The organism is Variovorax sp. 05N34 (assembly GCF_056397405.1).
Genome location: NZ_JBFTNI010000011.1, coordinates 51269 through 70582 on the forward strand (window position 1 = coordinate 51269; position 19314 = coordinate 70582).

General features: G+C 63.9%; 18 protein-coding genes. 6 read left to right on the forward strand and 12 right to left on the reverse strand.

Translation table 11 applies throughout. The features are described from left to right. Genes AC1DMA_RS25985 through AC1DMA_RS26015 form a run of 7 tightly spaced genes read right to left on the reverse strand, consistent with a single transcriptional unit; the run spans window position 1 to window position 5287 of the window. The gene (locus tag AC1DMA_RS25985; protein ID WP_478128624.1) at window positions 1-591 is read right to left on the reverse strand and encodes an NADPH-dependent FMN reductase; all 591 of its coding nucleotides are present in this window, start codon (window positions 589-591) and stop codon (window positions 1-3) included. 12 nt (window positions 592-603) lie between these two features. Continuing rightward, on the reverse strand, window positions 604-1035 hold the full coding sequence (locus AC1DMA_RS25990) for a GNAT family N-acetyltransferase (RefSeq protein WP_478128643.1): 432 nt from the start codon (window positions 1033-1035) through the stop codon (window positions 604-606). Further along, entirely contained in the window at window positions 957-1442 is a 486-nt protein-coding gene (locus AC1DMA_RS25995) for a nuclear transport factor 2 family protein (RefSeq protein WP_478145924.1), read from the reverse strand. The genes AC1DMA_RS25990 and AC1DMA_RS25995 overlap by 79 nt, the downstream gene beginning before the upstream one ends. Window positions 1443-1485: 43 nt before the next feature. After that, on the reverse strand, window positions 1486-1992 hold the full coding sequence (locus tag AC1DMA_RS26000) for a CinA family protein (RefSeq protein ID WP_478145925.1): 507 nt from the start codon (window positions 1990-1992) through the stop codon (window positions 1486-1488). Window positions 1993-1996: 4 nt separating this feature from the next. Next, window positions 1997-2557, reverse strand: a complete 561-nt coding sequence (locus AC1DMA_RS26005; RefSeq protein WP_478145926.1) for a phosphatidylglycerophosphatase A family protein — start codon at window positions 2555-2557, stop codon at window positions 1997-1999. A 48-nt stretch (window positions 2558-2605) separates the two neighbouring features. After that, the gene (locus tag AC1DMA_RS26010; protein WP_478145927.1) at window positions 2606-4276 is read right to left on the reverse strand and encodes an FAD-dependent oxidoreductase; all 1671 of its coding nucleotides are present in this window, start codon (window positions 4274-4276) and stop codon (window positions 2606-2608) included. A 15-nt stretch (window positions 4277-4291) separates the two neighbouring features. Further along, window positions 4292-5287: a Bug family tripartite tricarboxylate transporter substrate binding protein gene (locus AC1DMA_RS26015; RefSeq protein WP_478145928.1), complete on the reverse strand. Its 996-nt coding sequence runs from the start codon at window positions 5285-5287 to the stop codon at window positions 4292-4294. 108 nt (window positions 5288-5395) lie between these two features. On the opposite strand from AC1DMA_RS26015, the gene AC1DMA_RS26020 reads away from it, so the two are divergent. Continuing rightward, complete coding sequence (locus tag AC1DMA_RS26020) at window positions 5396-6301, forward strand: LysR family transcriptional regulator (protein ID WP_478145929.1); 906 nt, start codon at window positions 5396-5398, stop codon at window positions 6299-6301. Between the two features lie 37 nt (window positions 6302-6338). Here AC1DMA_RS26020 and AC1DMA_RS26025 read toward each other — a convergent pair whose 3' ends face one another. After that, window positions 6339-6692, reverse strand: a complete 354-nt coding sequence (locus tag AC1DMA_RS26025) for a hypothetical protein (RefSeq protein ID WP_478145930.1) — start codon at window positions 6690-6692, stop codon at window positions 6339-6341. On the opposite strand from AC1DMA_RS26025, the gene AC1DMA_RS26030 reads away from it, so the two are divergent. Both AC1DMA_RS26030 and AC1DMA_RS26035 read left to right on the forward strand, forming a co-directional pair. Further along, window positions 6691-7308, forward strand: a complete 618-nt coding sequence (locus tag AC1DMA_RS26030; protein WP_478145931.1) for a response regulator — start codon at window positions 6691-6693, stop codon at window positions 7306-7308. The genes AC1DMA_RS26025 and AC1DMA_RS26030 overlap by 2 nt on opposite strands. Further along, window positions 7308-9122: an ATP-binding response regulator gene (locus AC1DMA_RS26035; RefSeq protein ID WP_478145932.1), complete on the forward strand. Its 1815-nt coding sequence runs from the start codon at window positions 7308-7310 to the stop codon at window positions 9120-9122. Before AC1DMA_RS26030 ends, AC1DMA_RS26035 begins: the two co-directional genes overlap by 1 nt. 33 nt (window positions 9123-9155) lie before the next feature. Here the strand turns inward: AC1DMA_RS26035 and thiL are convergent, their stop codons facing one another. The 4 genes from thiL to apaG all read right to left on the reverse strand — a co-directional run bounded on the left by thiL (window position 9156) and on the right by apaG (window position 13092). Continuing rightward, on the reverse strand, window positions 9156-10115 hold the full coding sequence (thiL, locus tag AC1DMA_RS26040) for a thiamine-phosphate kinase (protein ID WP_478145933.1): 960 nt from the start codon (window positions 10113-10115) through the stop codon (window positions 9156-9158). 20 nt (window positions 10116-10135) lie between these two features. Continuing rightward, the gene (locus AC1DMA_RS26045; RefSeq protein ID WP_478145989.1) at window positions 10136-11260 is read right to left on the reverse strand and encodes a YbdK family carboxylate-amine ligase; all 1125 of its coding nucleotides are present in this window, start codon (window positions 11258-11260) and stop codon (window positions 10136-10138) included. Window positions 11261-11319: 59 nt separating this feature from the next. Beyond that, a complete protein-coding gene (locus AC1DMA_RS26050; protein ID WP_478145934.1) occupies window positions 11320-12585 on the reverse strand; it encodes a cation:proton antiporter in 1266 nt (421 codons plus the stop codon). Between the two features lie 111 nt (window positions 12586-12696). After that, window positions 12697-13092 carry a Co2+/Mg2+ efflux protein ApaG gene (gene apaG / locus AC1DMA_RS26055; protein ID WP_478128636.1) on the reverse strand — a complete coding sequence of 132 codons (396 nt, stop codon included), beginning with the start codon at window positions 13090-13092 and terminating at the stop codon, window positions 12697-12699. A gap of 59 nt (window positions 13093-13151) precedes the next feature. Between apaG and rpe the strand changes: the two genes are divergently transcribed. The 3 genes from rpe (at window position 13152) to dsr1 (ending at window position 19061) form a co-directional block, all read left to right on the forward strand. Further along, window positions 13152-13847, forward strand: a complete 696-nt coding sequence (rpe, locus tag AC1DMA_RS26060) for a ribulose-phosphate 3-epimerase (protein WP_478128637.1) — start codon at window positions 13152-13154, stop codon at window positions 13845-13847. A 172-nt stretch (window positions 13848-14019) separates the two neighbouring features. After that, window positions 14020-15030, forward strand: a complete 1011-nt coding sequence (locus AC1DMA_RS26065) for a succinylglutamate desuccinylase/aspartoacylase family protein (protein WP_478145935.1) — start codon at window positions 14020-14022, stop codon at window positions 15028-15030. A gap of 239 nt (window positions 15031-15269) precedes the next feature. Next, window positions 15270-19061 (forward strand): anti-phage defense-associated sirtuin Dsr1, encoded by a 3792-nt coding sequence (gene dsr1 / locus AC1DMA_RS26070; protein ID WP_478145936.1) that lies wholly within the window; start codon window positions 15270-15272, stop codon window positions 19059-19061. Window positions 19062-19314 lie beyond the last annotated feature (253 nt).

A 19314-nucleotide genomic window follows, 5' to 3' on the forward strand; every position in this document is an offset into this window, starting at 1 on the left:
TCAGTACGGCGGCGCCTTGCGCGCCCGCTGTTCACGGGCAGCCTCGGTCCACCAGGCAAGATCGTCCGCGAAACGTCCGAACGAACGCACCAGCGCATCGCCAGCGCTTCCGGTGGGTTTGGCATCCGCGTCCAGCGTCTGGGAAATCGGCCCGACCGCCAGCGTGCTCGAAACCACGACCATGCCCATCTCCGACAGGATCGAATGCCAGATCGTGCCCGACCGGACGCCTGAAAAGCGGCCCGCCGAATAGCTCGCAACGGCAGCGGGGCGCCAGAACCACTCCTCCAGAAAGTGGTCGGTGAGGTTCTTCAGACCGGGTTGCGGTCCCCAGTTGTATTCGCCCGTCACGAATACGAAGGCATCGGCCTTGCGGATCTTGTCGGCCAGCGCTTCCATCGCCGCCGGCGCGGTGCCTTTCGGGTACTCCTTGTACATCCGGTCCAGCATGGGCAGGCCCACGGCCTGGGCGTCGATCAGTTCGGGCTCCGCACCGCGCGCTGCGAGACCCCTGACGACGTAGTCCGCGAGGCGAATGCCCATCCGGTCGGACCGGTAGGAGCCGTAGAAGACCAGGACCTTGTCGGCCATGCTCGCTCCCGTTCAGATCTTGAAGGCGCGCTGGATGTCAGGCCGGACCAGGTCGGCATAGTCGCGGTGCTTGCGGATCCAGCCTGCGATGAACTGGCATACCGGAATGACGTGCTTGCCCTCGGACCGCGCCTCGTCGAGCACGTGCTTCGCAATGGCCGAGCCCACGCCCTTGCCTTCGAATGCCGGCAGCACTTCGGTGTGCGTGAACATGATCGCTTCGCTCAGCAGGTTGTATTCGCAGTAGCCGGCAAGCTCGCCACCAATGGTGGCTTCGTAGCGATGCGCGGCGGGATTGTTGGTGATGGTGATATCGGTCATTTGCGGTGTCCAGTGCCCGGTGTCCGGTGTTGGTGTTTCAGGGTCTATGACGTGCGCGCCAGAAAGGTCGCCAGATTGGCAGCGGCAGTCGCGCGCACCTTCTTCTTGAGCATCGGCGACCAGCCGAGCAACAGGCCCGGCGCGCCGAGCGCCTGCCGAGCCCAGCGCCAGAAATCGAATTCGTCGCGCTGCGTCGCGATCAGGCCCTGGGGCGTGAAGGTGAAGCGCGAATCGATGGCGTTGTCGACGATGCGCCCTGTCGCGCTGAAGAGGTAATGCGCATCCCAGTGCGCGCGGCCTGTGGTTGCATCGGCCTGAACATCGCGATAGCTCAGCTTCCAGACCGCCGCGCCCTTGGCCTTGGTTCCGCTGCAGAGCATCTTCCACATGCCGCCGATCTCGCGCGCGCCACGCAGCGAGAACGCTTCGTCATCGAAGGTGGCGTCGGGCGCGTAGCAGGCGGCCATGGTGTCCGCATCAAGCTGCGCAAACGCGTCGTAGAAGCGGCGGATGGTTTGTTCGTTGCGCATCGCGGCATCGTAGCCCAGCGACCACGCGTTTGGCGTTGATCTGCTAGCCGCTGACCAGCGTGGCGAGCACCTGCAGCGCGTACCGAACGGTGGCGGCGCGCACCTCGGCGCGGTCGCCGTCGAAACGGCGGCGTTCGGTGCGCACGTGGCCGTCCACCGACCAGCCAAACCACACCGTGCCGACCGGCTTTTCGGGCGATCCGCCAGTTGGCCCGGCAACACCCGTGACCGCCACCGCGACTTGCGCCTTCGAGTGCGCGACCGCACCTTCTGCCATGGCGCGCGCGACTTCCTCGCTGACCGCGCCATGCGCCGCAACCAACGCCGCATCCACTCCGAGCATTTCGGTCTTTGCCTCGTTCGAATAGGTGACGAAGCCGCGCTCGAACCAGTTGCTCGAACCCGAGACATCGGTGCATGCGCCCGCGATCAGGCCTCCGGTGCAGCTTTCCGCGGTCGCCATCATCCAGCGCTTGCGCTGCAGCAACTCTGCGAGCAGCGTGACGAGGGCGGCCGTATCGAGTTCGGAAGGAGAAGTTGTCGGGTTCATCGTTTCACCATGCACGCAACGCGGCGATCACCAGGAGGGTGCAGAACGCCGCCACCAGATCATCGAACAGGATGCCGAAGCCCGCAGCGCTCCAGCGCATGGTCTCGGGCGTGGCGCCGCGTTGCTTGAAGAGCCGATCAGCCCAGCCGACGGGGCCGATCTTCACCGCGTCGAAGAAGCGAAAGAGCGCAAAGGCGACGACCTGGCCGAAGAGCCCCGCGGGCATCACGATCCAGAGAATGATCCAGAAGGCGACCACTTCGTCCCAGACGATGGACCCCGGGTCGGCGATGTTCATGTTTCGCGCAGTGACCGTGCAGGCCCACCAGCCGACCGGCAGCGACGCCAGGATCACCCATCCGATGGTCGGGGCCGAGAGCCAGTGGCTCATCAGAAGGTAAGCGGCCCAGGCCCAGAGCGTGCCGACGGTTCCGGGCGCGTGTCGCGGCAGCCCTGAGCCGAAGCCCAGCGCAATGACGTGCGCCGGGTGCGTGAGCATGAAGCGCAACGTGGCGCGGCGCGGCGAAAAATCCGGCGCGGCACCGGAGGGAGAAGCAACTGGCATGGGCCGACAGTGTCGCGCATCTCCGGCGATGCCCGTCGCGCGAAAACGTCAGGCGGTGGCTGTCTCTTGCACCGGCTGGCCCCGCAGCCGAGCCAGGAGCTCATCCACGTTGGGCGGAAGGCGGTCGCCACGCCAGGCGACGTGCTGGTCCGCGCGACAGAGCAGCAGCCGATGCCGGTAAGCAGGCGGGATTTCCGCGGCGTCGACGTCCACCAGAGCCAGCGGCATGCCCGACGACTTCGCGGCTTGCACGAGCGCCGAGACATCCGCGCCATGATCAAAACGCAGCAGTGTGTAGCCGGGCCCGAAAGCGTCGTACAGCGAACGGCCGTCCGCGAGCCAGAAATGCGGTGCGCGGCAGCCGGGCACTGTCGAAGGCATGAAGTTGCCCATCGAGTAGGTCGGCGGTTCCTCGCCATCGGTCGCGATGATCGGCGAGCCGGTATAGAAATAGCCGAAGTTGAGCCCGGCGCAGCAGAACTGCTGCACGTTCAATTCATAAGCCTCGCGTCCGACCTCTTGGCGCAGGGTATCCCCTTCAGGGCCTGGCGCTTCGATGTTGGCGGGCACGGCGCGCCGGGCGCGGATCATCTTCTGCGCGTGGTCCATCGCAAAGTGCGACACCTGTTCGGTGATCGGCTGCCGCTCGGCCTCGTAGGCGTCGAGGATGCTTTCGTCAGCCCACCCCTGCACGCGCGCCGCGAGCAGCCATGAAAGGTTGACCGCATCCGCGATGCCGGCGTTCATCCCATAGCCGGCGTAGGGCACCCACAGGTGCGCCGCATCACCCGCGATGAACACCCGCCGGTCCCGAAAGCGGTTGGACAGAAGGCGCCGGCCTACCCAGTCTTCCTTGCTGATCACCTCGTAGCTGAAATCAGGACCCACGCCGAGGATGTCGCGAATCGACTGGTCGCGGTCGACCGAATCGAACTCCGGCTCTTCGGCGTTGAGGTGGTTGTGTACCAGCCAGGTTTCGTGTCCGTCGATGGCAAACATGGTGCCGCAGCGGCGCGGGTTGACCGAGTAGTACGACCAGGCCGGCTTGCCGGGGATCATCCCGCGCAGCCCAGGGGCACGAATGAAGGTCGACTGCACGCGCTGGATCACGGCGGTGCCTTCCAGCCTGGCGCCGATCGCCTTCCGAACGCCCGAGGCGCCGCCGTCGCAGCCCACCATGTATCGGCAGCGGATGGTGCGCGTCGTGCCTTTGTCGAGATCCGTGGCGGTGGCGCGCACGCCCTCGTCGTCCTGCTCGAAGTCCGTCACCTGCGTGCGGTTGAGCAGCGTCACGTTCGGCAGCGCGGCCGCGTGCTCCAGCAGGATCGGCTCCAAAAAAATCTGGTTGATGCGATGCGGAGGCTCCGGTGTGGGCCACCAAGCGTCCGGGCCTTCGGACTCTGTGTAGCGGTCCCGACGGCAGGGAATCGGAATGCGCGTGAGTTCGGTGCCCGTCACGCTCGTGCGAAACACCACGTCGTTCGGATAGTCCGCGGGCAGGCCCGCATCGCGCAGCTTCTGCGCCACGCCCAGGCGGCGGAACACCTCCATGGTGCGCGCTGATACATGGTTGCACTTCACGTTCGGCGGTTCGGCATAGCGGCGGATTTCCGCGATCGCGACTTTCACGCCGCGGGAGGCCAGATCCATCGCCAGCGTCAAGCCCACCGGGCCGGCGCCGACGATGAGGACGTCGGCCTGCAGTTCTTCTTTCGTCATTGCGCTCTCAACTTTTCAGTCCAGCTTGATGCCGGCGGTCTTGATGACCTTGGCCCACTTCTTCGTTTCCGAACGGATGTAGTTGTCGAAGTCCTTCGGCGTGCCCGGCGCCGGTTCCACGCCGAGGATGCGCATCGACTCCTTCACCTTCTCGTCGTTCAGCGCGGCCACGATCTCCGCGTTCATCCGCGCGACGATCGGCGCCGGCGTGTCGGCAGGCGCCACCACGCCGAACCAGCCCGTGGAGTCGTAGCCGGACAATCCGGCCTCGGCCACTGTCGGCACATCGGGCAGCATGGGCAGGCGCTGCGGACTGGTCACGGCATAGGCGATCAGCTTGCCCGCCTTGATCTGCTGCAGCGCAGAAGGCAGGTCGACCACCGCGAGCGGAATCTGTCCGCCCAGCGCGTCGAGCGCTGCCGGGCCCGATCCGCGGTAAGGCACTTCAACCAGCTTCACGTCGGCCATCTGGCTGAACAGCGCCGCCGACAGATGCATGGCCGTGCCGTTGCCGCCATGGCCGATCGACAGCTTGCCGGGCTGGGCCTTTGCCAATGCGATCAGTTCCTTCAGCGTCTTCGCGGGGACCGACGGGTGGCCCACGATCACGAACGGAATCGCAGCCAGCATGCCGACCGGCTTGAAGTCCTTCAAGGGATCGAATGGCATGTTGGGATAGAGGCTCACGTTGGCCGACAGCGCGCCGGCTGCGCCGACGCCCATCGTGTAGCCGTCGCCCGGCGCCTTCGCCACGGCGGTGAGGCCGACGTTGCCTCCGGCGCCCGGCCGGTTGTCGACGATCACGGGCTGGCCAAGCTTTTCGTTGAGCCTCGGCACGAGCATGCGGACGATCGCATCGGCGCTTCCTCCGGGCGGGAAGGTGACGATCATGCGGATCGGCTTGTTCGGAAAGTCGCTGCTGTTGCTGCTGGCCGCCTGGCCGTGCGCTGCACCAGCAAGAAGCGCGCAGGACGCGCCGAGCAGCGCCAGGGCGCGGACTAGTTTCTTCATGGATCGATGCCTCTGTGGGGGTCGGACTGCCTTGTCTCCGGCGCCATTTGACGCCAGGGATATTCATTCGTAAATCAATAAATTCCGAATGAAATATGATGTTTTCTGATGAATCAGAAGTTCAGCCCCACCATCCGGCAGTTGCGCGCGTTTCTGGCCGTGCATCAGTTGCGCAAGCTCAGTGCCGCGGCCGAAAAGCTCTTTGTGACGCAATCCGCCGTCAGCATGCTGATCCGCCAACTCGAGGACGGACTCGGCGCGCGCCTCTTCGACCGCACCACTCGTTCGCTTCAGCCCACGGCGGCGGCTGAAGAAATGCTGGCGACGGCGGAACGCATCCTTCGCGATGTCGATTCGTTGAGCGCTGGGTTTCTCGAACTCTCGACGCTCCAGCGCGGCCGCGTCAGCCTCGCCATCACGCCGACGCTGGCTTCGTTCCTGATGCCGCCGGCCATCCGCCGCTTCAATGAAGCGCATCCGCAGGTGCGTGTGCTCGTGGACGACTGCGCGCCGGAGCAATTCGTCTCGCGCATCATCGGCGAGCATGTGGACTTCGGCATCGGCACGCCCGAGCGGTCGGGCGCGGAGGTCGAGACACAGACCTTGCTGCGCGATCACCTGAGCCTCGTTTGCACGCCAGAGCATCCCCTCGCGCAAAAGAAGGCTGTGCGCTGGGCCGACCTGGGCGGGCATCCCCTCATCACCGTGCGGCCGGGCTACGGCATCCGCCCCTTGATCGACGGTACGGCCACACGCGCCGGCGTCGCGCTCAACGTGGTCAACGAGGTGTCGTTCCTGTCGACCGCGATATGGATGACGGCGAGCGGCATGGGGCCGTCGATCATGCCTTCGGCCTTCGCAAAGGCTGCGGAGAATCCTGCGCTGGTCATCAAGCCGATCACCGCACCGCGCGTGTCGCGCGACATCTCGGTGGTGACCAAGCGGGGGCGTTCGCTGTCGGCGGCAAGCCGCAGCTTCATCGAAGCGTTGCGCCACGGGCTGAGAGAAAGCTGAGAGAAGGCAGAGAGATAGGCGAGGAACGCCTGCCCGTTCAGGCCGCCTGAAAATGCTGCTCAATGCGCTGAGCGACCGCTTTAGGGTTCGCGCGCAACGCTTCGGTCGCACAGGCACCGAGGAACATGCCCTCGAAATTCATCTCCACGCTCGCGAAGTAGTGGTTGAGCGACGCCCCTGCGTCAAAGAGGCACTGTTCCAGCGACGTGAAGGTGCCGCCGGCGTCCTGCGGTTCGAATCCTTGGGCGCTGATGCGATAGTAGTAAGCATCCGCTGCGATGCGCCGGATTTCGATCAGGGGTTTCATGGCACTCGGATGATTCCCGCAATGGCGCATGCGGTAAATAGTCCATTTGGACGGGGCTGACTTCGCGCAGAATTCGCGGGTCATGTTGCCGCCCCGAATCCTGCTTATCGACGACCATGCGCTGTTCAGGTGCGGGCTGCGCATGGTGCTGCTGTCCGGCATTCCCGAGCTCGAAGTGGCCGAAGCCGCGTCGCTCGAAGAAGGCATGAAGACCGCCATGACRGAGCCGGCGCTGGTCCTTCTCGATATTCAGTTGCACGGCCTCAACGGCCTTGAAGGCATCGCGCTGGTCAACCGCAAGTGGCCGGACGCGGCAGTGGTCATCCTGTCGTCCGACGCCGCGCCGCAGAACGTGCGAATGGCCCTGGAGCGCGGCGCCGCCGCCTTTGTCTCGAAAGCCGACACGGCCGACAACATCCTCGCCGTGATCGAGCAGTTGCGCCGCGGCCAGGAGGTTGTGTCCGCGGTGCAGCCCCATGCGCACGGTGATGCGGACGGGGCCCGCCAGTTGCTGACGCCTCGGCAGTTCGAAGTGCTCGACCTGCTGTGCCAAGGCCTCTCCAACAAGGTGATCGGCAGGCGGCTCAATCTTTCCGAGAACACCGTGCGCGGACACGTGCAGGCCGTGCTTGCCGCGTTGCAGGTATCGAGCCGCTCCGAGGCCGGCTTCGCGGCACGCCGAAGGGGACTGGTCGCCTGATGAAGAACCCGCTGCGCCTTGCCGATGGGCGCACCCTTGTCGAGCAATTGCGGCTGCTGTGCGGCAACGTCGGCAGCTCGGTCATCCCGACCATCCTCGTCGCGCTGCTGCTGGTGTGGGTGCTTTCGAACGAGCACAACGTGCTCGCGCTGCGCGCATGGGCCGGGGCCGTGATCCTCATGAAGCTCATCTGCGCGCGTGAGGCGCGGCGGACGCTCGCCTCGGTGATATCGCCCGAACGCGCCCGGCAGCTGGTCTGGCGGCAGATCGTGCTGAACGCGGTCGACGCCGCGGTGTGGGGTTCGCTCGGTTGGGCGGCGCTGGGCACAACGACGGTGGCGGGCTCGGTGCTCGTGGTGGCGGTGCTGGCAGGCGTCGCCGGCAGTTCGATGTCTTCACTCGCGCCGGTGCTGCCGGTCTTCATTGCCTTCGGTACGGTGCAATTGGTCGTGCTCGCGTCAAAGCTGTGGACGCTCGGCGATCCGGCCTACAACGCACTGGGAATGGCCGGCGTGCTGTACGTCGTCACCCTGCTCGGGCAGGCGCGCAACAGCGCCAAGGCGGCGCGCGCGGCCATCGACCTGCGATTCGAGAACATCGAACTGATCGAACGCCTGCGGGTGGAAACCGAGCACGCACAGGCAGCACAACTGAAGGCCGACGAGGCCAATCTCGCCAAGTCCAAGTTCCTGGCCGCTGCCAGCCATGACCTTCGCCAGCCGATTCATGCGCAGGGCCTGTTTCTCGAAGTGCTGGCGCGCAGCAAGCTTTCCGCGGCGCAGTACGACGCACTCGCCAATGCCCGCGCCACCTGGCAGGCTTCGGCCGAGATGCTCGACACATTGCTCGACTTCTCGCGCATCGAGGCCGGCGTGGTCGAACCGCAGATGCAGGTCTTTCATCTGCAGCCGCTGCTCAACAAGATCGAGAACGAACTCGCGCCGCAGGCCGACGCCAAGGGCATCGTCTACCGTTCGCGCGAAACCCATGTGGCGGTGCGCTCCGACCCTGCGCTGGTGGCGCTGATCCTGCGCAATCTCGTCTCGAATGCCATCCGCTACACCGAGCATGGCGGCGTGCTCGTGGCGTGCCGCGTGCGTGGCACCGAAGTGCAGATCGAGGTGTGGGACACCGGCATCGGCATCGAGGCCTCGCAGCACGAAGACATCTTTCGGGAGTTTCATCAGCTCGGCAATGCGGAGCGCGACCGACGCAAGGGCCTGGGGCTTGGCTTGGCCATCGCCCAGGGGCTGGCGCGTACGCTCGGCCATGCGCTGTTGCTGTTTTCGCGGCCCGGTCGCGGCAGCGTATTCAGGGTCAGCCTGCCGGTTGCGCAGATGGGTGTCGCGAGTGGCGTCGTCGAGGTCGTGCCCGGTCACGCGCGGGTCTTTGACGTGCGCGTGCTCGTGATCGACGACGACGATGCGGTACGCGCCGGCATGCGCCAATTGCTGGGCGCCTGGGGTTGCCAATGCGACGTCGCCGATTCGATCGAAGAAGCGCTGGCGCTGGCGCGCGTCAATCCGCCGGGTTTGGTCATCAGTGACTACCGCCTTCGCGAACTGCGCACAGGCGCCGAGGCGATCGCCGCGCTGCGGGCCGAGTTCGGCGAAACGCTGCCCGCCTTGCTGATCACCGGGGACACCGCGCCGCAGCGCCTGCGCGAAGCCCGCGCGAGCGGTGTGCCGCTGCTGCACAAGCCCGTGTCGCCGAATCAGCTCTATCACGGTCTGATGTGCGTGCTGAACGATGTCGAAATCGATTCGTCGTTTGCGCGGCTCGAAGGGGCCGGCGAGAGCCTTCGGCGCGCCTGAGGCCCCTGGGCCCCTGACACTCCGGCGGCGCAGTCAGGCGAAGTGATCGAAGGACGTGAAGCGCTGCGCGACAGCCCTGCCTTGCGCGTCCACGATGCGCAGCCCTGATTCGGCTTCGATGCGCCCGATGCGCGCGACCGGCGTTGACGCAACGCGGCCCGCCTGTTCGACGGCATCCCGAGCCGAAGGCGGCGCGGTGAAGGCGAATTCGTAGTCGTCGCCGCCCGCGAGCGTGCAGGTGCGCCGCACTTCTGGACTGATCGCCGTGCTCGCAGCAAGAAGGGCTCCGGCAACATCGGCATCGACTTGTGCGCCGACACCGCTGGCCTTCAGGATGTGCCCCAAGTCGCCGACAAGCCCGTCACTGAGATCAATCGCCGCAGTCGCGATGCCGCGCAACGCAAGGCCCAATGCAACGCGGGGCGTGGGTCGCTCCATCCGCTCGCGTGCCAGCTCGAACGCATCACCCGGCAACGCGAGCGTGCCCCGAAACACTTCGAGCGCGAGCCGCGCATCGCCGAGCGTGCCGCTGACCCAGATATCGTCGCCCGCCTTTGCGCCCGAGCGCAGCAGCGCACCGCCAGCAGGCACTTCGCCGAACACGGTGATGCAAATGTTGAGCGGCCCGCGTGTGGTGTCGCCGCCGATCAACTCGCAACCATGCGCATCGGCCAGCGAGAAGAGGCCGCGCGAGAAAGCTTCGAGCCACGCTTCGTCGACCACAGGCAATGCAAGTGCGAGCGTGAAAGCCAATGGCTTCGCGCCGCACGCCGCCAAATCGCTCAAGTTGACGGCCAGCGACTTGTGCCCAAGCCTCTCGGGACTGACCGTCGAAAGAAAATGCCGGCCCTCCACCAGCATGTCCGAAGACACCGCGAGCTGCATCCCGGCAGCCGGCGCGAGCAGTGCGCAATCGTCGCCCACGCCCAACGGAGAGCGCTTTGCCGGCCGCGTGAAGTAGCGCGCGATGAGGTCGAATTCACCGTTGCTCATGTCGGTGGCCGTCCCGTATTTTAGATGGCGGAACTGCGAAACCGCAGTGCCGATTGCCGAACCACTTCGGCCAGCAGTTTTTCCTTGCCCTGAAGCTCGCGCAGCCAGCGCGCGTCGTTGCGGTTCGCTTCGACGCTCGTGCGCAGATCGGACAACGCCTTCGTGGCGTTGAGCGCTTCGCTGTGCCATTCGAGCTGCGTCATCGTCATCAGGATGTGGTCGCGCAGCGGCATGTGCTCGCCGCTTGCAGGGTCGACGTAGACGGCGTCGAGCCCGAAGCGGCAGGCCTGAAAACGGTTGTACGTGTAGACGAGATAGTCGTCCTCGGACGGCGTGAAAGGCTGCTCCTGCAGAAACCAGGCCGCCAGCGATTGCACGTAGCCCGCGAGCGCCGCGGCCCGCTCTACCGTCAGCGGCGTGTCGAACACGCGGATCTCGATGGTGCCGAATTCAGGCTTGGGGCGAATGTCCCAGTAGAAGTCCTTCATGCTGCGGACCACGCCGGTGCGCGTCATTCGCATGAAGTAGTTCTCGAACTCTTTCCACGACAAGGTGAACGGCGCCCGGCCCGACAGCGGAAACGCGAACACCGAATTCAGCCGCGCCGAATCGAACTGCGTGTCCTGCCCCTGCACGAAGGGCGACGACGCGGACAGTGCGATGAAGTGCGGGATGTAGCGCGACATGCGGTGCAGCATCAGCAGCGCGCCGTTGGCGTCGGGGCAGCCGATGTGGACGTGCTGGCCGAAGATGGTGAACTGCTTCGACAGATAGCCGTAGAGCTCCGACAGCTCCCGAAAGCGCGGCTTGTCGTAGATGCGCCGCTCGTGCCACTGCTGGAAGGCATGCGTGCCGCCGCCGACCACTGCGATGTTGAGTTTGTCGGCATTGCGCACGAGCGCATCGCGGATCGGCGTCAGTTGCGCGATGACGTCTTGCGCCGAATGGCACACGTCGGTCGAAATCTCGATCATGCTCGACGTCATCTCCGGCACAACGCTGCCGGGCAGTGGCGTCTGGGCCATCAGCCGGAGCATGTCCGCCGCGTAGGGCGCGAGATCGTAGTCGTGCGTGTTGACGAGTTGCAGCTCGAGCTCCACGCCCAGCGACAACGCCACGGAATTGTTGAAACGCTCCAGCGGCACGATGCGGCTCGCCGGCGTCGCAGGCGTGCCATCCGCCTGGAGTTCCATAGGGCGTGAGCTCATCGCTGTTCCTCCACAGTCCCAAACGCCTCAGGCAGCCACGGCCTGGAACTCTCGCCCGCGCCGTGAATGGCAATGGTGGCAATCACCGCGCCCAGCACTTCCATCAGCAGGATGGCGGGCAGGGCCACTTGCGTGATCATCGCACCCAGGAGTGGCGACGCGGTGACGAAGGCCGACGTAATCAGCAATGCAATCGAGGACAAGGGCGACATGGCGCAGCCGACCCAGAAAGCCTGCTTCCAGCTTGCGCCGCTGCCCGGATTGGCGATGGCGACGCCGGCGACCTTGGAGAAGGCGCGCACGCCGATCACCGCCAGCACCAGGCTCGCGACCGGCAGGCTCCAGTCGGCTTGCGCGGCGACGATCGACACCAGCACGAACATCAGCATCGTGATCAGCGAAGCAGCCGTGCCCAACTGCCGGGGCCAAGTCCACGGCTTGGGATTGAGCGCCTTGAGCAGCACCCCGCCGATCAACGCCGCCAGCGGCGCCGAACCGCCGAAGTGCGCCGCCAGCGCAGCGCCCGCGGCAATGATCGCGAGCAGCAGGATCGACGTGTTTTCGCTGGTCGGGCTCATCACGCGCAATGCCGAGCGCAACGAAAGCGCCATCAGCGCGCCGACCACAAACGACATCCCCAGCACCACCAACACGGGCGACAGCTTCTGCAGCAGCCCCGTCGGCGCATGCTCAATCAGCCCAGCCTGCGCATAGCCGAGCGACAGCGCATAGAAAGTATTGAGCGTTGCCAGCGTCATCGCGCGCTCGGTCACAGGGCCTGATGCGCGCGTGTCAATCACGACCCGGCTCAGTACGGCCGGAGACGCGACGATCGCCATCAGCGCAATGGGGTTGGCGACCGGGTCGGGCACTTCCATCCAGTGCAGCACCCAGAAGACCGCGAAGTACGTGATCGTCGATTCGAGCAGGCTCTGCACCAGCACCATCGGGTTGTGCCGAAACCAGCGCAGCGGCAGGCGTCCGCCCGCCTCGAAAAGCACGATCGCCACGCCGAGTTCGACCAGGAAGAGGCTGATGCCCTGCAGCGGCCAGATCGCGCCTTCGAAGCCGGCAAAGCCCACCACCGTGCCGACGATCGAATAACCGATCACCTTGGGCATGCCCATGTAGCGTTGCACCAGATGGCCCGAGGCGGCCGCTGCCGCCAGCAGCAAGGCCCACAAAACGGTCGGCAAGCCGGCCGAGGGGCGGACCCACTCGGACCAGAAGCTCAGCAGATCGCTGGAAAAGAAAGACGTCATCAATAAGATTCAAACAAGGGGGAAACGCTGCGCTGCCACCCTTCGGCGCGGGGCCCGGCGAAACATCCAGGAGCGCACGAGGCGTTCATGGTGCGAAGAAGGAAAGTGCGATCAGTGCAGCACGCGCGAGGAGGGCATGCCCCCCGCGTCGGCTTCCAGCACGAACATGGCAATCGGGACGTCGAAGCGCTCCGCACGTTCCGTCACGATAAAAAGGCTGCCGTGCATCGTACCGCTCGGTGCCTGAAGGCGGCAGCCGCTGGTGTAGCGAAACGATTCCCCCGGCGCCAACAGGGGCTGCTTGCCGATCACGCCCAGCCCGTCGACTTGCTGCGTGTTTCCGTCTGTGTCGTGGATCACCCAGTGCCGCGCAATCACTTGGGCCGCCACGTCGCCGTGGTTGGTGATCGTCACCGCATACGCAAAGGTATAGACCCGGTCGGCGGGCGACGACTGGTCGGGCAGGAAGCGCGGTTCGACCTGCACCGTCATCGGGAAGTTGGACATCGCCGGATGGTAAGGCACGCCGTACGCGGGTTTGCCCTGTACTGCGACAATCCGGCCCCATGAGCAGCCCCTTTCGCATCGCCCCTTCCATCCTTTCCGCCGATTTCGCGCGCCTGGGCGCCGAGGTGAGCGACGTCATCGCCGCCGGAGCCGACTGGATCCATTTCGACGTGATGGACAACCATTACGTCCCCAACCTCACCTTCGGCCCCATGGTGTGCCACGCCCTCAAGCCGCACGCGCAAAAGCCCGACGGCACGCCCGTGCCTATCGACGTGCACCTGATGATCGAGCCCGTCGATGCACTGGCCGCCGCCTTTGCGCAAGCCGGCGCAGACTTCATCAGCTTTCACCCGGACGCATCGCCGCACATGCACCGGAGCATCCAGGCCATCAAGGCCGCGGGGTGCAAGGCCGGGCTCGTCTTCAACCCCGGCCTGGGGCTCGAAGCGCTCGACTGGGTCATCGACGAAATCGACCTCATCCTGATCATGAGCGTGAACCCCGGCTTCGGCGGCCAGAGCTTCATCGATTCGGCGCTGCGCAAGATCGAACTCGCGCGCAAGCTCATCGACGCCACCGGCCGCGACATCCGGCTGGAAGTCGATGGCGGCATCAAGGTCGACAACATCGCGCGCGTTGCCAGCGCCGGCGCCGACACCTTCGTGGCCGGCAGCGCGATCTTCGGTGCAGGGGACTACAAGAGCGTCGTGACTGCGATGAGAGAGCAACTCGACGGATCGCTCAAGGCTTGACCTTGTCGATGTAGACGCGGTCATTCTTTGTGGCCGGGGCCTTCGCGGTGAGCATGACTCGCTCCTGATTTGTTGCTTTTGATTCATTGCTCTTGGTGGGCCATGTTGTCGCACGGCATCGCGGCAAACACGGTAGGAACTGCCTACTCGGCGTTGTAGGATGGCCGGCGAAATGACAGCCCCCAGCATCGAGCCCACCCTCAACGACCCCCTCAGCGACTCTCTTCGCATTCACGGCATCGCGTCCCCCACGCCCGGGCCGAAGCTCATCGTGCTCGGCGGCGTGCATGGCGACGAGACCTGCGGCACCGTCGGCATCGAACGCGTGGTGGCCGACTTCGACACCGGCAAGCTGCAACTGCTGCGCGGCGAGCTGACGATGGTGCCCGTCGCGAATCCTCTTGCACGTCGGCGCATGCGGCGCGAAGGCGAGCGCAATCTCAACAGGCTTTTTCAGCCGACACCGCCGGGCGTCGAACCCGCCGACTACGAAGCCCGAATCACCAACCTACTGTGCCCCCTGCTTGATCGGCACGATGTGCTGCTCGACCTGCATTCGTTTCAGAGCGCCGGAGAGGCCTTCGCGATGATCGGGCCGCGTGACAACGATGGCACGCTGGAACCCTTCGCGCGTGCTTTCGAGGAAGGGCAGCTTGCGCTGCATCTCGGCACGCCGCGTGTGGTTGAAGGCTGGCTGGATATCTACGCCGCCGGAGTGGCCCAGCGCACGGGCGGACAGTCGGCTGATGAGGCGGAAGTCGCCTTTGGACGCGGCACCAATGAATACATGCGAAGCCGCGGCGGCTACGGTGTGACGCTTGAATGCGGGCAGCATGAAGATCCGGCTGCGCCCGAGGTGGCGTATGCGGCGATTCTTTCCGCGCTGCGATTGCTGGGAATGATTGCGGCCGACCCGCAAGCCGAGCCGCCGAAGCCGCCTTCGTTGCTACGGCTGGTGAGCGTGACCGATCGGCTGCATGAGGACGATCAGTTTGTGCGGGAATGGGCGACGTTCGATGCGGTCGCGAAGGGCGAGGCGATCGGCGTGCGCGAGGATGGGAGCGTGCTGCACGCTGATCGGGATGGGTTCATCGTGTTTCCGAATGCTGAGGCTTTGCCGGGGAGTGAGTGGTTTTATTTTGCTGTGGGGAGTGAGCGGGATTTGCGGGTGAGGGGGAGTTAAGGCCCAGCCACTCTAATTCGAAGGCTCGGACGCAGCCGCGGCAATCACCGGTCGTTTAAAGAATTAGCTTCGAGTGCCGGCGCACATCCGTCATCAAGTCGCTCGACAATTGCAGTCGGGGTGACGGTCCACGATTGACCGCTCGAGATAGGTAGTCATGCAGGCTGCGATGTCGCGAGTTTTCCCGCTTCGTCGGGTAGTGGCATGATCCGTTGATTGTTAGCAGATGTAGCCATTCGATGCAGTTTGTTCGCCACGGCCCCGATATCCCTGAACGACTTTTGCAGTCTCACGAAGACGGGCGCGTAGTGTTTTTCTGCGGCGCAGGGATTTCCTACCCCGCGCGGCTACCCGACTTTTCCGGTCTGGTGGATAGGCTCTATGAAGCCCTTTCAGTCACGCCCAGTCTGGTACAGCAGTCCGCAATCAAGGCTGGGCAGTTCGACACCGCCATTGGCCTGTTGGAAGCGGATGTCGTTGGTGGCCGAGGAAAAGTGCGAAGTGAACTAGCGAAGATCCTGACGCCTAACCTCACGGCCCCAGACGCGACTGCCACACATGAAGCCCTGCTAACGCTGGCGCAGAACCGCGAGGGCCGCACGCGGCTCATCACCACGAACTTCGACCGTCTGTTCGAGGAAGTCAGGACAGCGAAATCGCTGTCATTTGCGGACTTCAAGGCCCCTCTACTTCCCGTGCCGAAGACCCGCTGGGACGGCCTGGTGTATCTACATGGCCTGTTGCCTATTGCGCCAACGGGAGGCGATCTGGATCGGTTGGTGGTTTCCAGCGGTGACTTTGGCTTGGCCTACCTGACGGAACGCTGGGCGGCACGCTTCGTGAGCGAACTGTTTCGCAACTTCACCGTCTGCTTTGTCGGCTACAGCATCAACGATCCAGTTCTGCGCTACATGATGGATGCGTTGGCCGCCGACCGTCTGCTGGGGGAATCTCCGCCGGAGATGTTTGCCTTCGGAAGTTTTTCGAACGGGAAGAAGGTGAATCGCGACAGCGAATGGAAGGCAAAGAATGTCACACCCATTCTCTACCGCGAGCACCAGCATCACGCCTATTTGCACAAGACCCTGCGCGCTTGGGCCAATACTTACCGCGACGGCGTTCGCGGCAAGGAACGTATCGTGATCGAATGCGCCATCGCGCGCCCGCTGGTGAGCACGAAACAGGATGATTTTGTCGGGAGGATGCTATGGGCGTTGAGCGATCCGGGCGGCTTGCCCGCAAAGCGGTTCGCGGAACTCGATCCCGTGCCGCCACTGGACTGGCTGGAGCCATTGAGTGAGGAACTCTATCGCCATGCTGACCTCGGGCGATTCAGTGTGCCGCCTCAAACTGCCGTGGACAGCAAACTTGCCTATAGCTTGATTAGCAGACCCACCCCATACCTCCTTGCACCATGGATGAGGATTGCCGACTCCGGGCATCGCAGTGGAGGCTGGGATGCAGTGATGCTTCAAGTGGCCCGGTGGCTGCTCCGTCACCTTGACGACCCAACGCTGTTGATCTGGCTGATAAAGCGCGGTGGTCAACTGCACGACCAACTAATCTGGTTGATCGAACGCCGTCTCCACGAACTGGACAAGCTCGCAAATGGCGGCGACACCATCGAATTGCATCGCATTCGAGCGAATGCGCCCAACGCCATTCCCCGTCCCGCGATGCGAACACTTTGGCGCTTGCTGCTCAACGGGCATGTGAAGTCCGGACTGAGTGAGCTAAGCCTCTACAGTTGGCGCAAGCAATTCGAACACGATGGGTTGACGGCGAGCGTGCGCTTTGCTCTTCGGCGAATATTGACACCCTGCCTGTCATTGCGCGAGCCGTTTCGCTGGTCTGGCGCGAGCGATGGCTACGAAGCGCAAGATAGCATCAAGAAAATTGTGGAATGGGAAGTTGTGCTGGCATCGGATCACGTCCATTCTGGCCTGCGTGACATGCCGAAGGATGAACAGTGGGTCGCGGCCCTACCGGATCTGCTGGACGACTTCAGCGCCTTGCTCCGCGACGCGCTCGACTTGATGCGTGAGCTTGGCGGCGTCGATAGCGAGAACGATCATTCGTATTTCCATCAACCTTCGATTTCACATCACTCGCAAAATAAGGACTTCCACGACTGGACAGCACTGATCGAACTGACCCGCGATGCGTGGTTGGCCGCCGCAGCGAAGTCGCCGGAGCGAGCGCGAACGGTGGCTGAGACTTGGGCGCACGGGGCGTATCCGATATTCCGACGCCTCGCGCTGTATGCCGCCGCACAGGGTCTGGTCATTTCGCGTCGGCAGGCTCTCGACTGGCTGTTGGCGGATGAGCGGCGGTGGCTCTGGTCCGAGGAAACCAGACGCGAAACCATGCGCCTGCTGGTCTCGTTGGCACCCCAACTGGATGCGGCGATGCGGGCCGAACTGGAGCAAGCCATCCTTTCCGGGCCGCCCCGCAATCCACAACTCGCCGACGTCGAACCCGACGCTTGGAACAACATCGTTGATCACGGCACGTGGCTGCGGCTTGCAAAAATTGTCCAAGCAGGCGCAACCCTCAGCGAGGCTGGGCAGTCGCGGCTCGATGCTCTCTCAGCGCAGTACCCGTGGCAGCTTGCACCGGATGAGAGCGACGAATTTCCCATCTGGATGGGAGGCGGCTGGGTTGGTGACCGTGATCCATGGAAGCCATTCATTCCCATTCCGCGCACAAGGCGCGGTGTTCTGAACTATCTGCTGGCGCATCCCGTGCTGGACAACTCGCAGCAGGACGACTGGCGGAAGCTGTGCTCGGAGATGTTTCAGGCTACGGCCTACGCCTTGTGCAAGCTCGGGCAGAAGAAAAATTGGCCGGTCGAACGCTGGCGCGATGCGCTGCAAGCTTGGGCCGAAGAAAGGCTATGCGACAGTTCGTGGCGCTTCATGGCTCCGGTTGTCGTCAGCGCCCCTGATGACTTGGTGCAAGCCTTATCGCATGGCATCAGTTGGTGGCTGAAGACAGTCGCAAAAGGCTTCAGGGGTCATGAAGCTCACTTCCTGATGCTTGCGCAGCGCATCTTGCGCTTGGATTTTGAGGATCGTGGCGAAAGCGAAGATCCGGTGCTACGCGCCATCAATCATCCCGTCGGCCATGTGACCCAGGCATTGCTCGACTGGTGCTATCGCCAAGAACCGGACGATGGGCAAGGGCTGCCGGAATTCATCGAGCCCATCTTCACGGAGCTTTGCGATACACGGGTCGCCAAGTTCAGGCACTCTCGGGTATTGCTGTCAGCCCATGCCCTCTTTTTGTTTAGGGTGGATCAAGGTTGGTCAGAGCAGCACCTTCTGCCATTGCTCGACTGGAACCGTTCCGAAGTCGAAGCGCAGGCTGCCTGGGAAGGCTTCCTTTGGTCGCCACGTTTGTATCGCCCGCTGATGGAAGCGATCAGGCCCAGCTTTCTCGACACGGTGAATCACTATGTGCAGTTGGGCAAGCACAACCAGCAGTTTGCGGCGTTCCTGACATTCGCTGCGCTGGATCCCGGCGACACTTTCACGGTCACGCAATTGGCCACTGCCATCCGCGCACTTCCTCCTGACGGCCTGCGCGAATCGGCTCAAGCCTTAGTGCGGGCGCTGGAAGGCGCAGGCGATCAGCGGGAGCATTACTGGAAAAATCGGGTTCTGCCGTTTTGGGAAAAGATCTGGCCGAAGTCCAACGATCAGGTCTCGAACGCCAATGCCCAATCGCTAGCTCTTCTGTGCATTGCGGCAGGCGGTGAATTCCCGTCAGCGATGGCCGCCGTTGGAAACTGGTTGCGCGTGATTCAGCACCCCGACTATGTGATTCGTAGGTTGCAAGAATCCGACCTATCCACCCGTTTTCCAGAAGACGCACTGCGGCTGCTATTCACTACCTTGGGCGAGCAGCCGTTGTGGTTGTCACCGGCACTGCGCCAATGCCTTGCTGCGATCGGTCAAGCAGCGCCGTACCTACTTCAGGATCGCAGATTCATGAGGCTGGACGAATTAGCGAGGAGATTTGTGGCATGACGGCAAGGGCAGAGATATTTGAGAGCCCTATTGGCCGGGCCGCCGCGTGGAAGAACCTCCAGAAGCAGAACACCGTGCGTCCGAACAATGCTTCGAATTTCATGAGCAATGAGAGCCCGTTGTTCTAACTCACCTTAAGCCAGTACGCCACCAGCGCCGAAATTTTTGAGGCCGGTGGCTATACTCCGCCCGTCACGCCGAACAAAAGGCGTGATCGGGTTTGGAAGCCCGAAGCAAGCGATCAGGGAAGCTA